Consider the following 20,201-nt stretch of genomic DNA (forward strand, 5'->3'; position numbering starts at 1 on the left):
TAAGCTTTATTAGGAAGTAATTCGGAAGACGAAAGAGTTTCTGGGGGTCAAAAAGATGAAGACAGTTTTTTCTTACGCAAAGCCTTACAAATGGGCAATCGTAATCGCGTTGTTTCTAATGTTGCTTGAATTATCGGTAGAGCTGATTCAGCCGCTTCTCATCGCGAAGATTATCGACGATGGCATTATGGCTGGAAACGAGAACGTTATCTGGACGTGGGGAAGCGTCATGATGGCACTCGCGTTTGTTGCATTCTTTTCCGGAGCCGTCAATTCATTCTTCGCTGCACATGCGGCACAAAGTTTCGGCTTCGATTTACGACAGGCGCTTTTTCGTCAAGTGCAGGCATTTTCCATGGCGACATTCCTCCGTTTCCCGACATCGGGTCTTATCACGCGTTTGACAAGTGATGTCACGATGGTCCAAAACGTCCTGTTCATGGGTCTGCGGATTATGATGCGAGCACCGCTGCTCGTTATCGGAAGTTTGATCATGGCTTTTTTCGTCAATGTGAAGCTGGCATTACTTCTAGTGGCAGGGGCGCCGCTTCTACTGATTTTCCTATATTTCATGGCGAAAAATGGGGTCAGTTATTTTTCACGTGTCCAGCAAAGGCTTGACCGTGTGAACCGTGTCATTCAAGAAAACTTGCAGGCTGTACGACTTATTAAAGCGTTTTTACGCGGTGCCTATGAGGCAAGCCGTTTCTCAAAAGTATCCGATTTATTAAGAAAAGATACTGTCAAAGCGATGCGGATGATGGAACTTATCTTACCGATTCTTCTATTTGTCATGAACGTCAGTCTGATGGCAGTATTGTGGTTCGGTGCGATTGAGGTCCGAGGTGGAGGAGCACAGGTGGGAGAACTGGTTGCAATCGTCAACTATGCGATGCGGATGACAGGAGCATTTTCCATGTTTTCATTTATCATCATCGCATTCTCGCGTGCGAAAGCATCCTCTGAACGGATGGAGGAAGTGCTTCTTGCGAATGAAGACTTGGAAATCCATCGTTCAGAAAGTACCGGTTTGCTGCGCAATGAAGGAGATTTGCGGTTTGAGAATGTGTCGTTCGTATATCCGGGTAAGCTCGAACCGATGTTGGACAACGTTTCATTCCACGTGTCGCCGGGAGAGAAACTCGCCATCATGGGAGCAACCGGATCCGGAAAATCCACTTTGCTAAGTCTTATTCCGCGTATTTTTGAAAAAACGGAAGGGGAAATCTACGTCAGTGGAACAGAAGTGGACGACTGGCCGCTGAAAGATTTGCGGGATACGATTGGATTTGTACCGCAGCAATCGATTTTATTCACAGGATCCATTTTGGAAAACTTAGCGTGGGGTGATACGGAGGCCCATGTCGATGAACTGGAGGAAGCGGCAAAGAAAGCGCAAATCCATGAATCGATTGACTTGTTCCCGCTGAAATACGGCACACGGGTCGGACAGAAAGGCGTCAACTTGTCGGGCGGTCAGAAACAGCGACTGTCCATTGCGCGGGCGCTTGTCAGGAAGCCATCCATTCTGATTCTCGACGATAGCACAAGTGCGCTTGACGTGAAAACGGAAACGGCGTTATGGGATGCGCTCGAAGGGGAAGAGGCAACGATGCTCGTTGTCACACAGAAAATCCGGACCGCACAAGGAGCGGACAAAATCCTTCTTTTAGATGAAGGGAAAGTTGTAGGCTACGGAGCGCACGATGAATTGATGGAGCAATCTGCGCTCTATCGAAAAATTGCGGAATCCCAATCTGATGAGGGGGTGGCGGCCGATGTTGCGCGTAATTCGTAAACCATTCGGCTACGAGTCAATTCTATCCAAGGAAGATATTCAAGGCAAAGGTAAAAAGAAAAAAGAACGGGCGAATAACTGGAAATCGGTTCTCCACCGTATATGGAAACTGGTCGATGAACAGCGGGGTTTGCTCATTGGCGTGCTCGCATTAGTTTTTGTCAGTTCGGCGCTGGCGTTGCTCGGACCGCTGATGATCGGTAAAATTATTGACAATTACATTATTCCGATGAAATTCACAGGTCTAGGCGGTAGTATCGGGCTGCTGATCGCAATTTATAGCGGCTTATCACTCGCGATGTATTTTCAAAATTATTGGATGGTCGGCATTGCGCAACAAACTGTTTTCCGCTTACGGACGAGTCTATTTGCTTATCTTCAAAAGTTGCCCGTTACATTTTTCGATAAAAGGCAGCACGGAGAACTGATGAGCCGGGTGACAAATGATATTGAAAACGTCAGCCAAACGTTGAATTCGTCTTTCATCCAAGTGTTCTCGAGTATTTTGACGCTGACTGGAACGTTTGCGGTCATGCTGTACTTAAGTCCGCTTCTGACATTGTTGACGATGGTCATTGTGCCAGTCATGTTCATAGCGATTCGGTGGATTACGCGCCGTACCGGCTTATTGTTCAAAGAGCAACAGCAGGCAGTTGGTGAGTTGAACGGAATGATTGAAGAGACGATTTCCGGTCAGCGCATCGTTAAAGCTTTCTCACAAGAAGAGCGTGTGATGGAAGAGTTTGCGCAGAAAAGTGACCGCCTTCGCCGTACGGGTTTCTGGGCGTTGACGTATTCCGGTTTCATCCCAAAAGTGATGAATATGTTGAACAATGCCAGTTTCGCGGTCGTTGCAGGCGTTGGCGGATTGCTTGCACTGAGAGGGGACGGGCTTGTAACGGTGGGGACAATCGTCATTTTCTCCGAATTTGCACGTCAGTTCACTCGTCCGCTGAATGATCTTGCCAATCAATTCAACACGGTCCTGTCGGCAATCGCCGGAGCTGAACGGGTCTTCAAAATAATGGATGAGCCGGTTGAAAAGGACGAGGCGACGGAATATGCGGATAGGACTCTTCAAGGGGACGTCGAATTCCGTGACGTATCATTCGGTTATGCGGTCGAAACGGACGGCTATACAATCGACGATGTATCCTTCCATGTAAAGGCGGGTGAAACGGCGGCATTTGTTGGGGCGACCGGTGCAGGGAAGACGACGATCATGCAGCTGCTTGCAAGGTTCTATGAAGCTGATAAAGGGGAAATCCTGATTGATGGAATTCCAATCAGCAAGTTGCCGCTCAGCACGCTTCGCAGCCAAACCGCATTCGTCTTGCAAGATCCATTTCTATTTGAAGCGACGGTACTTGAAAATATCCGTTATGGAAAATTGAACGCTACGGACGAAGAAGTGATTGAAGCAGCTAAACAGGCGAATACGCATAGCTTTATCAGCCGTCTTGAAGATGGCTACAATACAGTGTTAACAGCGGACGGCGGTGAAATTTCACAAGGGCAGAAACAGTTGCTGTCAATAGCTCGGGCACTCGTTGCAGATCCGGTTCTTTTACTTCTGGATGAAGCGACGAGCAGTATCGATACCGTGACAGAGCTGGAAATCCAGGAAGCACTTGACCGCCTCATGACAGGCAGAACAAGTTTTGTCATTGCACATAGACTCAACACGGTCCGGAAAGCGGATACCGTTTATGTCATGCAACACGGAAAACTGATTGAGTCGGGGAACCAAGACGAATTGATCGAGAGGCGGGGCGTATATTACAATATGCTACTCGAATCGAAAGTATAGAAAAGCGTAAGCGGCCTGCCAAGGCGCGACAGGCATAAGACAGTCCGGCAAATTGGCGTTCTTTGCCAAGAAGCCGGGCTGACTTATGACCCGAGCGTCTGGCCGCTGAAGCTAGACATATAGAAAAGCGTAAGCGGCCTGCCGAGAACGCGACAATAAAAAGCTACAAGGATGTTATATCCTTGTAGCTTTACCTATTTCCATTACTTTACTTCTTCTATGTCAAGAAACGTACCATCATCAAATTCGACTTCGAGATCGAATTTTGAGTATGCGTCTAGACCAAACCATTGAAGAATTTTGTCGATCACCTCTTGTTTTGGTGTATCTTTCGTGATACGAATTTCTACAAACATCTTATTGAACTCATCCATCGCCTTATTATCTTTTAACTGGACGTTTTTTAATTTATTTACATACTCCGCATCAGCATTTTTCTTTACATCGTAATCGGCCTCAACCGCATCTTTGCCTTCGACATCAATATCAAGATCGAAAGATGAAAAACCGTAACCATTACCAGTTTCAATGGAGCCGCCAGCCTTTTCATCTTCAAGAATGATATCCGCTTCTTCTCGATTTGGCTTATCGGCATTTTTTCCGAAATTACCGCAGGCGCCTAACATCAATGCACTTGTAAGAAGAATTGCAGCTACCGCACTTAACTTTTTCAACGTATTCACTGCCTTTCATATTTGTAGTCCTACTTATTATTTTGCCTAAAAGCCTGGTTTCTAAACAAAATTCTTTCTTCAAATGAAAAAACCGGCATTTCAGCCGGCGAGTACAATAGTATGTCGGTAATCAGTAGTTCCATTTACCATTTTGCTATGTGTTCTTCGGAAGAACCGAGCATTTTTCTAATTTGTAATATGGATCCATCATGTAATCGCACAGTACCGTCGAAATAACCAATGACTTGGTGGACTTTCGTATAGACCAGCCGGACATTCGTCGTAGAGTTACGTTCGAAAAAAGGTGTAAACGTAATGTTGACGGCATCTGAAAATTTCGTCCGGACTTTCCAGGGCGTCATGAAGTTTTTCTCATTGTATGTAAACAGAACGTCCTCATGGATTTTTGTCATCGAACCGTCCACGAATACCGCATTTTCTGTCATGCCAGTCCCGTCCGTCCATTTGCCGCCGAAATTGAGACCGATACGGCGACCGCCCAAACGCTGTGAAGCCATCGCCCAGTTCCACTCCGATTTACGCGGCCAGATACCTCTGCCAAAATCAAGAACGGCAAAACTATATTCCGGGTTAAAATCATACCGTTTGTCACCGATTTTAACAAACCCGGATGTCGGCAGGGAATGATGCTTGGCCGTAAACTGAAAAATCTCCCTGCTTCTAGGAATTACAACATTCAACGATTCATCGTCAACAGGGTGGGCGATATGGAAATCCGCATGGAGCACTTCATTGTCAAAGTCCTGAATTGTAACAGACAAATGTGTTTCACCTTGGATATGTACGATTTGGACGGTCAGGTTGTCATTGATGAACTTGACGCTATCCAGCACATGTTCAGGCATCTTTACATTGCGTCCAATTGGAATCGTGATGGATTTTTCATAAAAGCGTTGCGTTTCATAATCTAAAATATAGACAAAACAGACAGCAGCATAATCAAGATGGCTTATCGTCGCGGAAAAAAGCAGATCTTCTCCGTACACACACCAATAATTCCATTTCTTCTTGCGCATGAAATGGTTCTTTAAATTGCTCTGGATGAAAGGTTGACGCGCGAAGCCGATTGCTTCCGGATTCAATAACCCTTTACCGTCGCATAACGTAACAGGTCCGGTGATTTCTCTTTCTGCGTGCTGCATGTAAATGTGCCCCCTGCCTATTGTCTTTTTTAACTGTTATTGTTATAATTCTATTATATCAAAGTTACGGGGCATTAGCTCAGCTGGGAGAGTGTCACGCTGGCAGTGTGAAGGTCAGGGGTTCGAGCCCCCTATGCTCCATATAGTACTAAAGTGATTAGAACCCTAGGCGTATGAGGGTTCTTTTTGTTTTCAGGAATCAATAGTTCATGTCACTAAAAGCTGTTAATATAACTATTGATGTAAATCTGATGCAAAAGAAATCAGTTCTACCGATTCGGGTTTTAATCAGGTAGTAGAGACGTGTGCTATTAAAATGAACGACATTGTATCTATCGAATAATTGAATACAATCCAGAAGGGCAGGTTGAACAATGAGTAAACTGAAAGTCGAAACTCACATAGGAAACATGTTCGAATGGGATTTAGTCATATCTCGAATTAATGTGAAAAGCATGAAGTCTTTAACGGTGGCACAGGAGTAATAGGAACGTAATTTTCAGCAGTGACAATGTTTACGCAATATTTACATTTAATTAAAGTCTGCTTAATAAAAGCATGTTAATCTTTAATTGTACCAATACTCTAGAAATAGGATGTGTTGATATGAAAATTAAAGTTACCATTTCTTTTCTTTTGATTATGCTTCATACCTACTTGTCTTAGAGAACTGAGCTATAAATAGTCACATCATAAACGCTTAGGCGTTATTTTTTATATCTAAATTTGTACGCACCTTAATGGGCGTTCTTTTTATTTATCAATGAAATGGAAGTGGGAGAGGGGATGAGTTATGAAAGTTGTTCGAAATCGTTTGAAGGAATTAACTAAGAAAAAGGAAGTTAAACCACACATACAAATGGTATTTTCCGAATTAAAACAGGCACATTTCCAACACTTACGCTTTTGCAGAGGCAGTCGATAAAATTAAAGCTAAGTACGGATGGACGACCTATATCATTGATGAAACTAAATAATTTATAGGTAGCCCTGCTCATTCGAGTAGGCTTTTTTTTATTCGCCTACTCAGAATCATGACTGTTGAATACATTGATTATAGTTGAAAAGAAAAAGGAGAGAATAAATGGACCCGCGTTTAGCAGAACTTCTTCAGAAGACAAGTTTATACGGTACTTTAGCAAAATACTATGAACATATAGATCCAAAATGGCATATGTATTTTTACGAATTGCACTTTAAATATGAAAATCAACTCGTTCAACATTATTGGATGCTCCGTGAACAAAATCCAAATATGGATAACGAATAATCATAGGCAGTTTTAATTTTGGAGAGGGGACTTCGGTTCCTATTTTTATTGTCCGGACTTCCTGTTGTTCCCCTTACAGTTTCCGAACCCGTTTTCGACGCATTCAAGCTGATTCATTCTCATAGGATGGATGTAAGGGGGCGTTTGTCAATGTACAACAGGGAAGCGGCTGTCCGCTATGCGGATACGTGGTGGAATAGTCGTAATCCGGCATTTCCAACGTTCGACGTGGATTGTACGAATTATATTTCACAATGTCTGCTGGCGGGTGGGGCGCCGATGCATGGCTATCCGAACCGCGAAAAGGGGTGGTGGCTTCGCGGAGGAACATGGAGTTTCAGCTGGTCGGTGTCGCATTCACTGCGCTGGTATTTAGCGGGTTCTAAAAAGGGATTGACGGCAACGCAAGTTTCGTCTGCTGAACAGTTAGGGTTGGGGGATGTTATCGTCTATGATTTCCAAGGTGATGGCAGGTTTGATCACTCGACAATTGTCACTGCCAAAGACGGTGCAGTTCCGCTCGTCAATGCACATACGTTCAACGCTCAACATCGGCACTGGGCCTATAAGGATTCGTATATGTTCTCGCCGAATGCAAAGTACGTCTTTTTTAAAATCAATGACCAGTTCTCATGAGAAAAGCAGTCCATCGTCTACTGATGGACTGCTTTTTCAACTTCAGTCAAACCATAAAATGGCAAGTGTTCCCTCTCCCGCATGGACTGCAAGAACAGAACTGATATCTCCAATTTCGACTTCAAGGCCAGGAACTTGTTCAGTAAGGAGGTTTTTCAAGTGTATTGCCTGGTCGAGGACATTACCATGCATCAGGTGAACTTTCCTTCTGCCGGCATGGTGACCGGCGGCTACTTTATCCACCAAGTATTGGAACGCCTTTTTCTCGGACCGCACTTTATCGACTGCTTCCAATTCGCCTTCATTAGTAATGTGGACAATCGGTTTCACCTTCAACAAACTTCCAAGGAAAAATTGCGCACCGCTCATTCTGCCGCCTTTGTATAATTGTTCAAGCTGTCCTATTAAAATGTAGTTATGAACTGTTCCGGCCATTTTTGTAAGCTTAGCATCGATTTCTGGAACAGTTGCACCGCTTTCGTGCATTTCCATGCCTTGTTCAATAAGTCCTGTAATTCCGTAAGAGAGAGAAAGAGAATCGATGAATGTCACGGGGAAATCTGCAATCTCAGCGCCTGCGATAGAGGAAGCAAGCGTCCCGCTTAGTTTGCTTGATACATGAACGGCAATTGCTTGCTCATAGTTTTCTGCAATGACCCGGAATCGTTCGGCGAATTCACCCGCAGAAGGTTGAGATGATTTAGGGAATTCTTCCGCATTTTTTATTTTGCTGTAAAGTTGCTCCGGATTCAGGTCGACACCATCAACAAATTGTTTTTCACCGAAATGTATATTCAAAGGAACCGAAAAGAAGTCAGGGTGTTGACTGAGCTCTTCGGAAATGTAGGCTGTGCTGTCCACAATCCATGCAAGTGGTTTTTTAGTCATGTATAATATCATCCTTTATCATCATAATGTACGCTGTTAATACTATATCATGAAAAGTAATAAGGGAGTAGTCAGAAAAGTGGGAAACACACTACTTCGGATGGTTTCGCTAAAAATGGACAGGTGAGGTATAATGGCATAAGTATGTGTGTAAAGGGGAAATGAGTAATGAATGAGCAAGCTTTATCCGTCAGAGATGCGATTATTTCGCGTCGTTCAATAAAGAACTTTAATGGACAGCCGGTTGATCCGGAAAACATTGCCGAAATGCTTGAAGACGCGGCATGGGCGCCAAATCACGGCAATCGAAATCCGTGGCGCTTTGTTGTAGCTGCTGATAAGGAATATGTGAAGTTCCTCGATATATTGCGTGAATATGGTGTTCCAAAGTGGAAAGAGCTATCGGAAGAGGATCTTGAAAAGCAAATGAAGAAGTTTACAGGACCGGGAGCGGTTGCATTTGTTATAGTTCCTGAAGACGCACGTCAGAAAGAACGTTTAGAAGATTACGCTGCGGCGAGCATGTTCATTCAAAACACTCAGCTTCTCGCGTGGGATAAAGGAATCGGGACATGCTGGAAAACACCAGGCTTCCTCGATAATCCGAAATTCAGGGAAGAACTGGGCGTGAAACAGGGCGAGCGTATAATCAGTATGCTTCAGTTCGGTTATTTTGATGAAATACCAAAGGCCCGTTCACGTAAACCACTTAACGAAATCGTCACGTATTACGGTCGGGACAGCGAAGAAGTATAATAGTGAAACGGTGTACGCCCGGATTGCATTTAATGATGCGAGCCGGGCGTTTTTTTATATTCTATTCGAATTGTTACCGGGGAATCCGGGTGTTGCTAAGTCGTTTTAAATATATGAAAACCGGAATCCCACAAGGAGAATCCGGCGTGTTGATCACTTTTTCAATTGTTCTTTCTCAAAACCGGCGATTTCGTAATAATAATCACCGATGACGCGCATTCCTTGGTCGAAGTTTTCCAGATGGAAGTGTTCGTTCGGTGCGTGGAAGTTTTCCGACGCAAGTCCGAAGCCCATCAAGACGACCGGCAGCTCTAGGATTTCATCGAATGCCGCAACGATTGGAATCGATCCGCCGCCACGTGTATATGCAGTCGGTACGTTGTATACCTTTTCGTAAGAACGTCCTGCCGCTTGGATTGCGGGATGATCGAACGGCGTGATGAATGGTTTTCCTTTGTCAAATTCGGTTACTGTCACGGTTACGCCTGCCGGTTTATGTTTTTCGATATGCGATTTCAGTTTTTCAACGATTTCATCCGGATCTTGATCGGGAACGAGGCGGCAAGTAATTTTTGCGCCTGCTTCCGCCGGCAATACCGTTTTGATGCCTTCGCCTGAAAACCCGCCAAATACACCGTTCACTTCAAGTGTCGGGCGGGTCCATGTCCGCTCCAAATATGTGTAGCCTTTTTCCCCGAACAGTTCCGATACGCCGATGTCTTCTTTCAATTCCTCTTCGTTGAATCCAAGTGCTTGGTAAGCCTCGCGCTCTTCATCTAACAACGGACGGACATTATCGTAAAAACCTTCAATGGCAATCGTACCTTCTTGATCGCGGAACGATGCAAGTACTTCCGCAAGTGAGTGGATCGGATTCTGGACGCCGCCACCGTACAAGCCGGAGTGAAGGTCGCTTGTCGCGCCTTGCACATCGATCTGAACGCCGCATAGACCGCGAAGACCGTAGCAGACTGCCGGTTGTCCCGGTCCTTGCATGCCTGTATCGGAAATGACAATGACATCGGCCGCAAGTTTATCTTTATTCGTCTTGATGTATTTCTCGAGATTCGGACTTCCGATCTCTTCTTCGCCTTCAATCATGAATTTCACATTAACCGGCAAACCGCCCGTTTTCTGCATAAGCGCTTCGACCGCCTTGATATGCATGAACACTTGTCCCTTATCATCACTGGCGCCGCGTGCGTATAATTTATTATCACGGACTTCAGGTTCGAAAGGTCCGCTATTCCATAAATTCAATGGATCGACCGGCTGCACGTCATAATGCCCGTAGACAAGAATCGTCGGTTTTCCTTCTGCATGAAGCCAATCACCGTATACAACCGGATGGCCATCTGTTTCATCGATTGACAGATTTTCAAGTCCTGCCGCTTTGAATGAAGCAAGTAGCCATTCCGCTGCCTTTTGCATATCATTTTTATGTTCCGATAAAGCGCTGATACTTGGTATACGGAGGAAGTCTTTTAATTGCCCAAGATGTTCGTCCCGCTTTACTTTGAAATACCCGTCAAGCGTCTCTAAATGATCCAACACAATCCCTCATTTCAAATAATTTCGTGAATAGAAATAGTACTATTTCCTCGATAACATGCCCATAAACGTTAGTAATCATTTGCAGAGTGTGACTCTTTTGATATCGGTCTCCGAAGCTATAAGATTGAATGCTTACTAAGGCAATCATCTCATATAATAACTTTAATTTCTTACCAATCTGTATGAATATCCATTCAATGAAAAAAGAGTAGAGAAAACGCTTGGTTTTTCTAAACTCTAAATCCTTCCGAACAGGATAGCTTTTTTATGGCTTCTTCAAAAACTACTTTTTAATGCGCCATCATTTCATGAGCAATATCATGTCCATCCATTTCTGATGGGTAGTAAGTAGGCCAGTTTATTACTTCAGCGAATAGCTTTTCACGGTCGTCACCCCAGTACAGGTGGTAATGATCAGCTTCATACGGATAGATACTATGATCACTAAATTGAATATAATGAGGAAGTCCTTCAACTTCTTCTGCTAGTTTAAATGAGTATCGCACTCCTCTATTTCCCGCATCATATGTTAGAATTTCGTAACCATTATCGACATACTCACCAGAATATTCTTCTCCATCCTTGAAGAATGTTACAGTATTCTCATCAATCACGACACGGTCCACATCTGTTCGATATCCTTCACTATAATACTTCTTATATTCTTCAGATGTCATGTCACCTTCATGTTCCGCTTTATAAGAAAATACTTCGTCAAGAGTTCCGTCTTGTAAATATGGATATACAGATTGCCAGTCTCCTTCCCAATCGGAAAGAGAACGACCCTTCACCTCGCTGTCTTCAAAATAACCGGCATAGATTTGTTCTGTCTCTTCATCATGTACATGACTCCCAGTTGTTTGCTCTTGCAATCCAGAAGAGCTTTCAGGCACTGTCGAGGATTCTGTTTCAGCTGTACTACTTACGGATGATTCATTAGCGGGGGACTCTTCTTCGGATGTATTTGAAGTCTGACACCCGACTAGCAGGAAACCGATAGCAAATACGCTAAACCCTTTTGTAAATGAAATCTTGATTTTCAACACTCCTTTTCATAAAACGTAATCATTACGATTTAAATCGTATATTTACTTTGTAGGATTGTCAAGGAGAAATGTGGAAGCTTTGCTAGACTGCTAGAATAGTGTCTTTTTCATTTGGCTATTTTAAAAACGCTTTCCTATCAATGTTTGTATTATCACCAAACGTTATTTAAAGTAAAAGCAGTCCGTCCACAGATTCGATTGTCGGTAGGTTTTATTTATCGATTCAAAGAGGAATTCGAATGAATAAGGACGAAGAAAGAACAAGAAACGTAACAGTAAATTGAAAAACTAAAATTTAAAAAACAGACAGGAGGTAGATACGATGATAAAAGGTTTCGGAGGAATATTTTGGAGAACTAAGAATATTGATGTTGTGAAAAAATGGTACAGTGAAGTGTTGAAGATTGAAATAGATAATTGGAATGGGACCATGATTAAACCCCAATTAGGAAATGAGACTATCTTTTCTTTCTTCACCGAGAATGACAATTATTTTCCAACAGAACAACAAGTGATGTTAAATTTCCAAGTACATGATCTAAACGAGACTATTGAGCATCTTGAACATATTGGTGTACCTCTTGTAAAGAAAAAAGAGATTAGTGAATATGGAAAGTTTATTTGGATTAAAGATCCTGAAGGTCGACTGGTCGAACTATGGGAGAGATAGCGGGTTGTATTCATTTGCTAGTAAGCTAACAAGTGCTTTAGTCGAACAACAGGGGCTTCTTAGGGAGCTCTTTTTTCTTGTAAAACGCACGATGGAGATTAGTTTAACAAGATAACTGGAAATCTTATGGCATAACAAAGATAACAAAGATATAAATGGGGGGATAGTTGTGGGATTTTGGGTTTTCATTATTGTTCTTGTAATTTCGTTCTTATTAGATAAAATATTAAATAAATTACTTGGTATTGAAAAGAGAAAGATTTCCGAAACTTCTGGTAGAAAAATTGACCGATGGGGAAGAGGCATTATTTTAGTTATCTTTTTATGCACTCTTCCGTTCGTTGTTACACAGGACACAAATGTTATGAAGTGGTATTGGATTCTCTACATAATAGTACTATTGGGTTTTCAGTCTATTCTGGAGTGGAAGTATCTGAAGGACTCAAAACAACATGTTACTACACTTATTTATCTACTGTTAAGTGTAATTATTATGTATAATATAGATTGTTTTCTTTGATTATTGGGTTGAGGTAGTTTACTGAACAGATAAGACATTGTAAAGGACTATACTTAAAGTAACGGGTACTTTAGTTCAACAACAGGAGCTTTAGGGTGCTCACTATTCTTATTGAATTAACGGGTGTTTTACTTGAAGATCAAGGTGGATTTTAATGTCTTCATTAGAAATAAGAGTTGTACCAGTTGCTATTCGATCATATGTCTGTTATTCTAAGGAAGAATTATTTTTGTTCTTTTTCAGATTGAGAATAGATTTTGTTTTTCGTCTAAAGTATTTGAGCAAGGGTAGTAATACATTGTGTGGATATCCGCACTAGGAGGCAACAATTATGGAACAAGGTACAGTTAAGTGGTTTAATGCAGAAAAAGGTTTTGGATTTATCGAGCGTGAAGCAGGAGAGGACGTATTCGTACATTTCTCAGCAATCCAAAGCGAAGGTTTCAAATCTTTAGACGAAGGTCAAAGTGTAACTTTTGAAATTGAACAAGGACAACGTGGCCTACAAGCTACAAACGTTCAAAAAGCTTAATAATAGTTGAAAAAAGACCCTACATGTAGGGTCTTTTTTTGTGCTTAAATTAGTTTTTAATATTAGTAATCTATGTCACTTTGAGCGATAATCTGCGCTTATTGTAAGTTGTAAGTGTAAGTTGAAAATTAAGTCATAACGTTTGAAAAAAGATGTACCGTTTTATCCCTCTGAATATGGAATGTCCAAATGATGGGTAACAATAACATATTGATCTTCAACAAACGGGCGTGTTAGTTGAAGATCATCGAGTTTGCTAATGCAGCCCTTTATTTCAAATTGAACTAAAGGGAAGGATAGTTGAAGAATATTCGGGGAAGATACCTATAAAGAAAAGGTAGGTGGGCTTTATTGAAGAAAAAACTCTACGTCCTTTTTTGTATACTAATTCTCGTAACTAATACTGTTGTTTTTGTGAAGCAAGAAGCACCTAAAGCCAGCCAAATAGCTGAAGCAAAGAAGAACACCAATCAACCTTTTTTGGAACAATTGAAGACGCATTCATTAGAGCATAATGATGTTCAAAACATTAAAGTTGAAAATAATTCCGGACTTCAGCGTGTATTCAGTATCAATGATGGTTTTCAAGAACGTGTACTCAGAAAAGTGGTATTCTGGCTTAATAACTCTGGTCGAGTGAATGGAACAATCGAGGTATCTTTAGATAATCCATCCAATAAAATGACGGTAATAATGGCAAATGATGAAGTGATTACTATTGAACCCGCTTATACATGTGTAGTTGACAATAAACGCAAAACCTGCACGGCTAAAGAAGGGGAATTAATCGTTTCGGAAAAAAGACAAAGAGTGCGATTAAAGTCACAATCTCTTTATGATTGGCTCATGGTAGGGTGGAGAAAAGAAGTGGACGGACCTACTAAAGAAGAGTTACTTGAAGAAGCATTGTTTACACGTTACTTATATCATTTGGACCCATCTTATTCGGAATTTTTTATGTGTCCAAAAATCAAAATTGAACCCATTGATGGAGATCCTAGGAGACATCTCATTTTTGGTAGTGCTTTAAACTATTCAGGACACCACGGCGGAGATTATGACAAACTAACTTTTTCTGTTAGTGATTCAAACCTAACAGGATTACAAGTGACAAACGTTAAAATAAAGAAACATATTTCGCAAGAAGAAAGCGGAAAACAATGCCGAACGTTTGATTAAATATAGTTCTTACGAAAGGAGTGTTTCCTTCAGGAAAGGGAACGCTTCTTTTTGTTTGGTCATTTTAAGAATGCTTTCCTATCAACGTTTGTATTATCATCATACGATACTTAAGGCAAAAGCGACCCGTCCACAGATTGCATTGTGGATAGGTCGCTTTTTGAAGCCATTTTGGAAAAACTATTCGCCAAAATTTATGATTTTCGCACCATTTCCAATAGCATATGTGCAAGCTGATGTTGCCCTTCTTTAGATCCGGAATTCCAAAGCTCCATTAACATTTTCTCTTCCCGATTGCGGGGCTCTTCGTGTTTAGCGAGATAATTTGCAACTAACTCTGTAGTTTTAGCAAGTTTTTCTTCACTTAACCCCATGTTTTCACCTAACTCAACTTTCTTTGAAAGATACTGTTTGAACTTGTTGAAATTCTCCAAAATCTCGTCTTTTTTCTCAACATCAATCTGTGATAATTCTTGTTGCACTTTGCCCTTCATATCCACTAAAAAACACTCCTTTTTTGTTTGAACTTATATTGTTCACATATACTCAGCGTTGTAAACACGAAAATAATTGATTCCGTATGATGGTGAAAAATAATTGTTTTGTTTGGTTGTAATACAATCGATCAAAAGCGACCCCTCCACAGTTTGTGGATAGGTCGCTTTTTTGTTCAGTCAAAACACAGTCACCTTTTTGGGTGTATATATATAATTCGCTTAACCATCCCAAAATAAACATGGACATAGAAAAAATATTCTTTACATACAAGGCGACTATTCTATTACGAAGGGGTCGTTTTTTTATCTGACGAATTAAAGAGGTCATCGTTTGAATAAGAACCAATGCAGCCAACATGCAATGTCAATTTGATAATTTTAATGAAGCTGGGAATACTACACCCATAGATAACTTGAGGTGATTATAATTGACCAAAACAACTTTGTTTTTGTTGATTTCATTTTGTGTGCTGTTTTTCTTGACCATATATGCAACTGCAAACGATAAACCCAGTTCTTATGAAGAAATATATCCTGAAATAGGTTACAAAACTGTGGAAGATGCATTGGGCGAATTTGAACAACATTTCAAACAAAAACTTAAGCTTCCGCTTAGAATACCACCAATAAGCTTTTCTCATCATTTTGGTAGGTTTAGTGATTTAGATGACTCATTTGAAGTGAAATTTATTAATGAGAAGTTATCTGAAAATCATTATAAAATTAATGTTCGACCGATAACGAATGAAATTCATAAAAGTGAGAAATACGCGGTAAAAACATTTGAATTAAAGAATGGGATTGTAGCTACTTATATGACAATTTCAGGCTTTAATGTGCTAGTTTTCGAGAGGGATGATTGGCAATATATGCTGAATATTGATAAACGTGTTTCAGACAAAGTTACTCCTGAAACCTTGTTAGACTTAGCCAATTCAATTGATTATTGATCTGAACAGGAAAGTTTTCAATTCAACTTACGGGCAGGTTAATTGAAGAATGGATATTATTATAAGAATTGAATTATACTTTAGAGGATAGATATGGAAAGGGGTAGATTTATAATGGAGAAGGTAACATCATTCTTAATGTTTCAAGATGACAATGCAGAAGAAGCGATGAATTATTACACATCCCTCATTGAGGATTCTCAAATTACAAGCATTGTTCGATACGGACCTGATGAATCTGGGAAAGAAGGAACTGTAATGCAGGCTACTTTTACTTTAAAAGGCCAAGAATTTATGTGTATCGACAGTAATGTGAAGCATCAATTTTCTTTCACTCCTTCATTCTCAATCTTTGTGACTTGTGAGACTGAAGAGGAACTTGACGATCTTTATCATGAACTCATCGAAGGTGGACAAGCACTCATGCCTTTAGGTGATTATGGTTTCAGTGAAAAGTTCGGTTGGCTAAATGACCGCTTCGGAGTTTCGTGGCAACTAAATCTTCCTAAATAATATGAAGAACTTACTATTATCCCACTGACACCAAAGTAAATATAATTTCTTCTACCAACGAGTGATTTAGTTGAAGAATCGGCTGCCTTTCCATGGCAGCCTTTTCGGATTGAGCTAACGTGCGCTTTAATAAAAAACAACATCGTGGGAAGAATAAATAGTAAACACAAATCTGAGGTGAATCTTGATGGTTAAGCAATACATAATTTTATTGGGATTTGTATTTGTATTTACTCTTACACAAGTTGTTAATTCAGAAAACGTTTTAAATATAGATGGAATGTATGTTACAACAGAGGATATTATTTCTGACATTGTATTCCCAACTATTGATAAAAGAGTAATAAATGAGTATTGGCAGGATACTCTTTTTGGTTGGGAATGGAAAAGGATTGTTGATATAACTTACAATGACAATCATTCTTATGATGTTTCTGTCAGAATTGTAATTCCTTCTAAAAATCCTGATGATTATAAAGAAGACCTGGTTAAAGTAAGAATATCCCCATCCTGTGACAGTGATAAGTTTAATAAGTCAAAATGTAATCATGGATTCAAAATTGAAATAGTAGATTATAAACATTTATCACCATGAGAATATTACCTTTTACCCAACTAAAGGGGCATAAGTTGAATAACGAGAGATCGTCTATTGACGGTCTTTTATATTTGGTCAAAATTAACATCTCATTTCCGGTTGCAATAAGAACGCTTATTCGGTACAGTGGATAATGAGGAGGGAACAAGTGTGCGTAATTACTTATTGAGGTCAGTTGAATACAAAGAGTCACTGGATATGATGTACATGGCTGCAGACGGTCAAATCTGCAAACGGAGAGTACAGGTGCTGCAGGTTGGTGAGGTATCATTCCGAGCCTATTGTCATCTACGCGGGTCCAAGCGTACTTTTACAACTGATAACGTATTGGCACTTGTTCCCGTCATACATAAAGAAAGCCTGGTGATCTAATGTCGTTAATTCCATCCGAGGCATTATCTAATTTCGAGAACATGATTTATTTACCGATGATTATACAGATTTTAGAAAGGGACCGGGAAGTTATTGAAACAAGTTCGTTCAAATTAAGAGGGCCTTACATCAATATTGTTGAAAGTGCGTTAAAGATTGTTCGGGACGAATTGAAAGAAACAAATAGTTATGCACGTAATAACAATTTGAAGCTAAATAAGAGGGGGAAAGATGGTAGATTTACGGAGTATGCATTTATCCACGGTGGTTACGAAGACATTCGTCGTTATTTAAACGTCCGGTTGCGAAATCGGACGGAAGAGTTAATCAATGTCTACTTTGCAATGGTAGAAATACCGAAAAACTGAAAGGGTGACGAAAATGACAGCAATCCCAAAACCAAAAGCATCTAGGAGTGGAGGTATCCAAGGCCCAAAACTAACCAAAACTGATTACCTTGAGATTGGTGAAAGAATCGGTGAGTCAATTGAGTTTGGTGTAAAGGTTGAAGTTATGGTATTTGCACATAAGAGGTACGACTCATATACAGGAGTCGTTAAAGGCGTTGAAGATCGGCGGGGCTTGCTATCGTTACAGATGGGGTACGAAAACATAAACATGAATAATATTGTGAGCGTGAAATGAGATGTTAGAAAACAATCGCGATAGAGGTACAAAGAAATGGGCCATGTCGATGATACTGCCGGAACATCTTGTGGAGTTAAGAAATTGGATGGAAAAGGAGCATTACGAGGAGCGGCCGGAACTAAGTGAGTGGGATTTACAAGCTATCCAGGAAGAAATTGAGGTTGCGTATAAGCGTAAATGTCAAACGTTGATAAAAACATGGAAGGATGGCAAGATCATGACGCGCGGTGCTATAATAGAAATAATTGATGTGCATTCCAGATGCGTTGTACTCGATGACCCCTTTGGACTTGAGAGGATTCCGATTTCGGATATAGTCGGCGTGCAATGTATGGAATGAAAAAACGACCCATGCGATAAGGGAGAGGTCGTTATTTTTATTTGATTGAAATTGTTGTTGCCCTCACATCGTATGGAAAATTTGTATTCCTCGGGTTGTCATGATATTGACTCCTATCATCTGATAGTTTTATGGTCCGACATCGTGGTTTGGCTATATTATAGAAGAAACAGCTACAAACTCATTTGAGAAGGCGGCTTCTTATTTGGCATTAGAGTCGTGTGCCTGTCCACATTTTTAAGTTCCCTCAAACATCCCCCAATTACTTCCCCGACCTTAACGATTTTCAACGAGCACTGACGACTTGCAGGAAATAGCTTGTTGTATCCACTTAACTTAACAGATGTTGATGCAATCGTATTTATCAACCTTGAAAACGTATTTACGAAACGCCCGATTAGTAGAATTAGTATAGCGGAAGGTGTGGATTTGAAGGTAGAAAGACAAACGTAAATATGGATTATATGGTATGCTGTTTGAAAGTTAGTAATTGGACGAATATATAAATATGATATCATTTCCAGGAGGAATCGCTTTTGTTCATCGCACTTGGCTTCTTTTTATTCATGTCGTTTTACCTGTCAGGCAGTGAAACGGCGCTTACTGCAGTAAATAGGAGAAAGGTCCAGTTTCGCGCGAATCAAGGGGAGCATCAGGCTATTAAGCTGCAGAAACTGATTTCGAAACCGGACCGTATGATTACAGCAATTCTTATCGGTAATAATATCGCGAATATTATGATGCCGACTTTAGTTACAATGATAGCAATCGATAAAGGTCTGAACGTCGGTATATGGACAGGGGTTCTGACGGTTATTATCATCGTTTTTGGCGAAGTGTTGCCGAAGACGATTGCAGCGACGTTTGCGGAACGGGTTGCCTATATTGTTTCACCTTCGATTACACTACTCGTAAAAATATTGACACCGCTGACTGCATTGCTCGGCATGTTCACAAATGTTTTCATCCGCATCATCTCAAAAGGGGCGGTGACAAATGCCACGCTTACTAAGGACGACCTTCGATCGATGGTGGACATCGCTTCTATAGAAGGAACGTTCGAGAAGGAAGAATCGAATCGTTTGAAGGAAGTACTCGATTTTGCGGAAAAAGACGTGTCTGATGTCCTCGAAACACATAGGATGGACATCGTCGGATTGCCGATTGAAGCGACGTATGAGGAAGTACGGGATACGATATTGGAACATTCCTACACCCGTTATCCCGTCTATGAAGAAAGCATGGATACGATAGTGGGCGTGTTCTATTCGAAAATGTTGATCGGATGGTCGATAGATCCCAAACGGACACTTGGAGAGTTGATTGACCGTAATACGTTTTATGTCGTGCAATCCGCCAGTGTTGAAAAAGTGTTCAAGATGATGCTGGCGAAAAAGAAGCATATGGCAATCGTTCTGGATGAGTATGGGGGGACGCTTGGCATGATAACTCATGAAGATATTATCGAAGAAATGATAGGTCAAGACATCGAGGATGAGACGGATATTGACGAGGAAGTACTTGTTTATGAGAAGACGGCTAACACGTTAATATGTCATGGAAGACTTGAAATAGTTGATGCGATTGAATTGCTCGGTGTTGAATTGCCGATGGATCATGAAACGCTTGGAGGATTTGTCCTGCAGGAGCTCGGTCATGTTCCCGAAGTCGACGAACGGTTTACATACGACCATCTGCTTTTTGAAATCGAGGAAATGGAACGCAATCGGATCACCCGAATGACGATTACAATTCGGGAAGAGTCATACTGATTAAACATGCATGTC

The 20,201-nt window shown here is 41.0% G+C and carries 23 protein-coding genes and 1 tRNA gene; 18 read left to right on the forward strand and 6 right to left on the reverse strand.

Annotated features, from left to right (window positions below):
• Positions 1-55 precede the first annotated feature (55 nt).
• The gene (locus HDC33_RS01015; protein WP_179390683.1) at positions 56-1,798 is read left to right on the forward strand and encodes an ABC transporter ATP-binding protein; all 1,743 of its coding nucleotides are present in this window, start codon (positions 56-58) and stop codon (positions 1,796-1,798) included.
• Positions 1,779-3,608, forward strand: coding sequence for an ABC transporter ATP-binding protein (locus tag HDC33_RS01020; RefSeq protein ID WP_179390684.1), 1,830 nt, complete (start codon positions 1,779-1,781; stop codon positions 3,606-3,608). The genes HDC33_RS01015 and HDC33_RS01020 overlap by 20 nt, the downstream gene beginning before the upstream one ends.
• A gap of 203 nt (positions 3,609-3,811) precedes the next feature.
• Here the strand turns inward: HDC33_RS01020 and HDC33_RS01025 are convergent, their stop codons facing one another.
• The gene (locus HDC33_RS01025; protein ID WP_179390685.1) at positions 3,812-4,282 is read right to left on the reverse strand and encodes a YusW family protein; all 471 of its coding nucleotides are present in this window, start codon (positions 4,280-4,282) and stop codon (positions 3,812-3,814) included.
• A gap of 143 nt (positions 4,283-4,425) precedes the next feature.
• On the reverse strand, positions 4,426-5,445 hold the full coding sequence (locus HDC33_RS01030; protein ID WP_179390686.1) for a DUF2804 domain-containing protein: 1,020 nt from the start codon (positions 5,443-5,445) through the stop codon (positions 4,426-4,428).
• Between the two features lie 68 nt (positions 5,446-5,513).
• Between HDC33_RS01030 and HDC33_RS01035 the strand changes: the two genes are divergently transcribed.
• The 3 genes from HDC33_RS01035 to HDC33_RS01045 all read left to right on the forward strand — a co-directional run bounded on the left by HDC33_RS01035 (position 5,514) and on the right by HDC33_RS01045 (position 7,351).
• A tRNA-Ala gene (locus HDC33_RS01035) sits at positions 5,514-5,586 on the forward strand.
• A gap of 943 nt (positions 5,587-6,529) precedes the next feature.
• Positions 6,530-6,715, forward strand: a complete 186-nt coding sequence (locus tag HDC33_RS01040) for a hypothetical protein (RefSeq protein ID WP_179390687.1) — start codon at positions 6,530-6,532, stop codon at positions 6,713-6,715.
• A gap of 150 nt (positions 6,716-6,865) precedes the next feature.
• A complete protein-coding gene (locus HDC33_RS01045) occupies positions 6,866-7,351 on the forward strand; it encodes an amidase domain-containing protein (RefSeq protein WP_179390688.1) in 486 nt (161 codons plus the stop codon).
• A gap of 42 nt (positions 7,352-7,393) precedes the next feature.
• On the opposite strand, the gene HDC33_RS01050 is transcribed toward HDC33_RS01045, so the two are convergent.
• Positions 7,394-8,239, reverse strand: coding sequence for a DegV family protein (locus tag HDC33_RS01050; RefSeq protein ID WP_179390689.1), 846 nt, complete (start codon positions 8,237-8,239; stop codon positions 7,394-7,396).
• A gap of 168 nt (positions 8,240-8,407) precedes the next feature.
• Between HDC33_RS01050 and HDC33_RS01055 the strand changes: the two genes are divergently transcribed.
• Positions 8,408-8,995: a nitroreductase family protein gene (locus tag HDC33_RS01055; protein ID WP_179390690.1), complete on the forward strand. Its 588-nt coding sequence runs from the start codon at positions 8,408-8,410 to the stop codon at positions 8,993-8,995.
• Positions 8,996-9,148: 153 nt separating this feature from the next.
• Here HDC33_RS01055 and HDC33_RS01060 read toward each other — a convergent pair whose 3' ends face one another.
• On the reverse strand, positions 9,149-10,546 hold the full coding sequence (locus tag HDC33_RS01060) for a dipeptidase (RefSeq protein WP_179390691.1): 1,398 nt from the start codon (positions 10,544-10,546) through the stop codon (positions 9,149-9,151).
• 293 nt (positions 10,547-10,839) lie between these two features.
• Positions 10,840-11,586 (reverse strand): ZinT family metal-binding protein, encoded by a 747-nt coding sequence (locus tag HDC33_RS01065; protein WP_179392567.1) that lies wholly within the window; start codon positions 11,584-11,586, stop codon positions 10,840-10,842.
• Between the two features lie 331 nt (positions 11,587-11,917).
• Between HDC33_RS01065 and HDC33_RS01070 the strand changes: the two genes are divergently transcribed.
• The 4 genes from HDC33_RS01070 to HDC33_RS01085 all read left to right on the forward strand — a co-directional run bounded on the left by HDC33_RS01070 (position 11,918) and on the right by HDC33_RS01085 (position 14,496).
• Positions 11,918-12,265, forward strand: coding sequence for a VOC family protein (locus HDC33_RS01070; protein WP_179390692.1), 348 nt, complete (start codon positions 11,918-11,920; stop codon positions 12,263-12,265).
• A gap of 169 nt (positions 12,266-12,434) precedes the next feature.
• Complete coding sequence (locus tag HDC33_RS01075; RefSeq protein ID WP_370457389.1) at positions 12,435-12,785, forward strand: DUF4181 domain-containing protein; 351 nt, start codon at positions 12,435-12,437, stop codon at positions 12,783-12,785.
• 331 nt (positions 12,786-13,116) lie between these two features.
• Complete coding sequence (locus tag HDC33_RS01080; RefSeq protein ID WP_025783429.1) at positions 13,117-13,317, forward strand: cold-shock protein; 201 nt, start codon at positions 13,117-13,119, stop codon at positions 13,315-13,317.
• A 351-nt stretch (positions 13,318-13,668) separates the two neighbouring features.
• Entirely contained in the window at positions 13,669-14,496 is an 828-nt protein-coding gene (locus tag HDC33_RS01085; RefSeq protein WP_179390693.1) for a hypothetical protein, read from the forward strand.
• Between the two features lie 194 nt (positions 14,497-14,690).
• Here HDC33_RS01085 and HDC33_RS01090 read toward each other — a convergent pair whose 3' ends face one another.
• Positions 14,691-14,990: a DUF3243 domain-containing protein gene (locus HDC33_RS01090; RefSeq protein ID WP_179392569.1), complete on the reverse strand. Its 300-nt coding sequence runs from the start codon at positions 14,988-14,990 to the stop codon at positions 14,691-14,693.
• Between the two features lie 431 nt (positions 14,991-15,421).
• On the opposite strand from HDC33_RS01090, the gene HDC33_RS01095 reads away from it, so the two are divergent.
• The 8 genes from HDC33_RS01095 (at position 15,422) to HDC33_RS01125 (ending at position 20,186) form a co-directional block, all read left to right on the forward strand.
• Positions 15,422-15,943 carry a hypothetical protein gene (locus tag HDC33_RS01095; RefSeq protein ID WP_179390694.1) on the forward strand — a complete coding sequence of 174 codons (522 nt, stop codon included), beginning with the start codon at positions 15,422-15,424 and terminating at the stop codon, positions 15,941-15,943.
• Between the two features lie 114 nt (positions 15,944-16,057).
• A complete protein-coding gene (locus HDC33_RS01100) occupies positions 16,058-16,456 on the forward strand; it encodes a VOC family protein (protein WP_179390695.1) in 399 nt (132 codons plus the stop codon).
• Between the two features lie 187 nt (positions 16,457-16,643).
• The gene (locus tag HDC33_RS01105) at positions 16,644-17,051 is read left to right on the forward strand and encodes a hypothetical protein (RefSeq protein WP_179390696.1); all 408 of its coding nucleotides are present in this window, start codon (positions 16,644-16,646) and stop codon (positions 17,049-17,051) included.
• A 374-nt stretch (positions 17,052-17,425) separates the two neighbouring features.
• Positions 17,426-17,794, forward strand: coding sequence for a YhjD family protein (locus HDC33_RS01110; protein WP_179390697.1), 369 nt, complete (start codon positions 17,426-17,428; stop codon positions 17,792-17,794).
• 13 nt (positions 17,795-17,807) lie between these two features.
• Positions 17,808-18,071: a YolD-like family protein gene (locus tag HDC33_RS01115; RefSeq protein ID WP_179390698.1), complete on the forward strand. Its 264-nt coding sequence runs from the start codon at positions 17,808-17,810 to the stop codon at positions 18,069-18,071.
• 1 nt (position 18,072) lies between these two features.
• The gene (locus HDC33_RS01120) at positions 18,073-18,414 is read left to right on the forward strand and encodes a YolD-like family protein (protein ID WP_179390699.1); all 342 of its coding nucleotides are present in this window, start codon (positions 18,073-18,075) and stop codon (positions 18,412-18,414) included.
• 321 nt (positions 18,415-18,735) lie between these two features.
• Positions 18,736-18,867, forward strand: coding sequence for a hypothetical protein (locus HDC33_RS16425; RefSeq protein WP_255457264.1), 132 nt, complete (start codon positions 18,736-18,738; stop codon positions 18,865-18,867).
• 83 nt (positions 18,868-18,950) lie between these two features.
• The gene (locus HDC33_RS01125; protein WP_179390700.1) at positions 18,951-20,186 is read left to right on the forward strand and encodes a hemolysin family protein; all 1,236 of its coding nucleotides are present in this window, start codon (positions 18,951-18,953) and stop codon (positions 20,184-20,186) included.
• Positions 20,187-20,201: the final 15 nt, after the last annotated feature.

Source organism: Sporosarcina sp. JAI121 (assembly GCF_013408665.1).
Lineage (GTDB): Bacteria > Bacillota > Bacilli > Bacillales_A > Planococcaceae > Sporosarcina.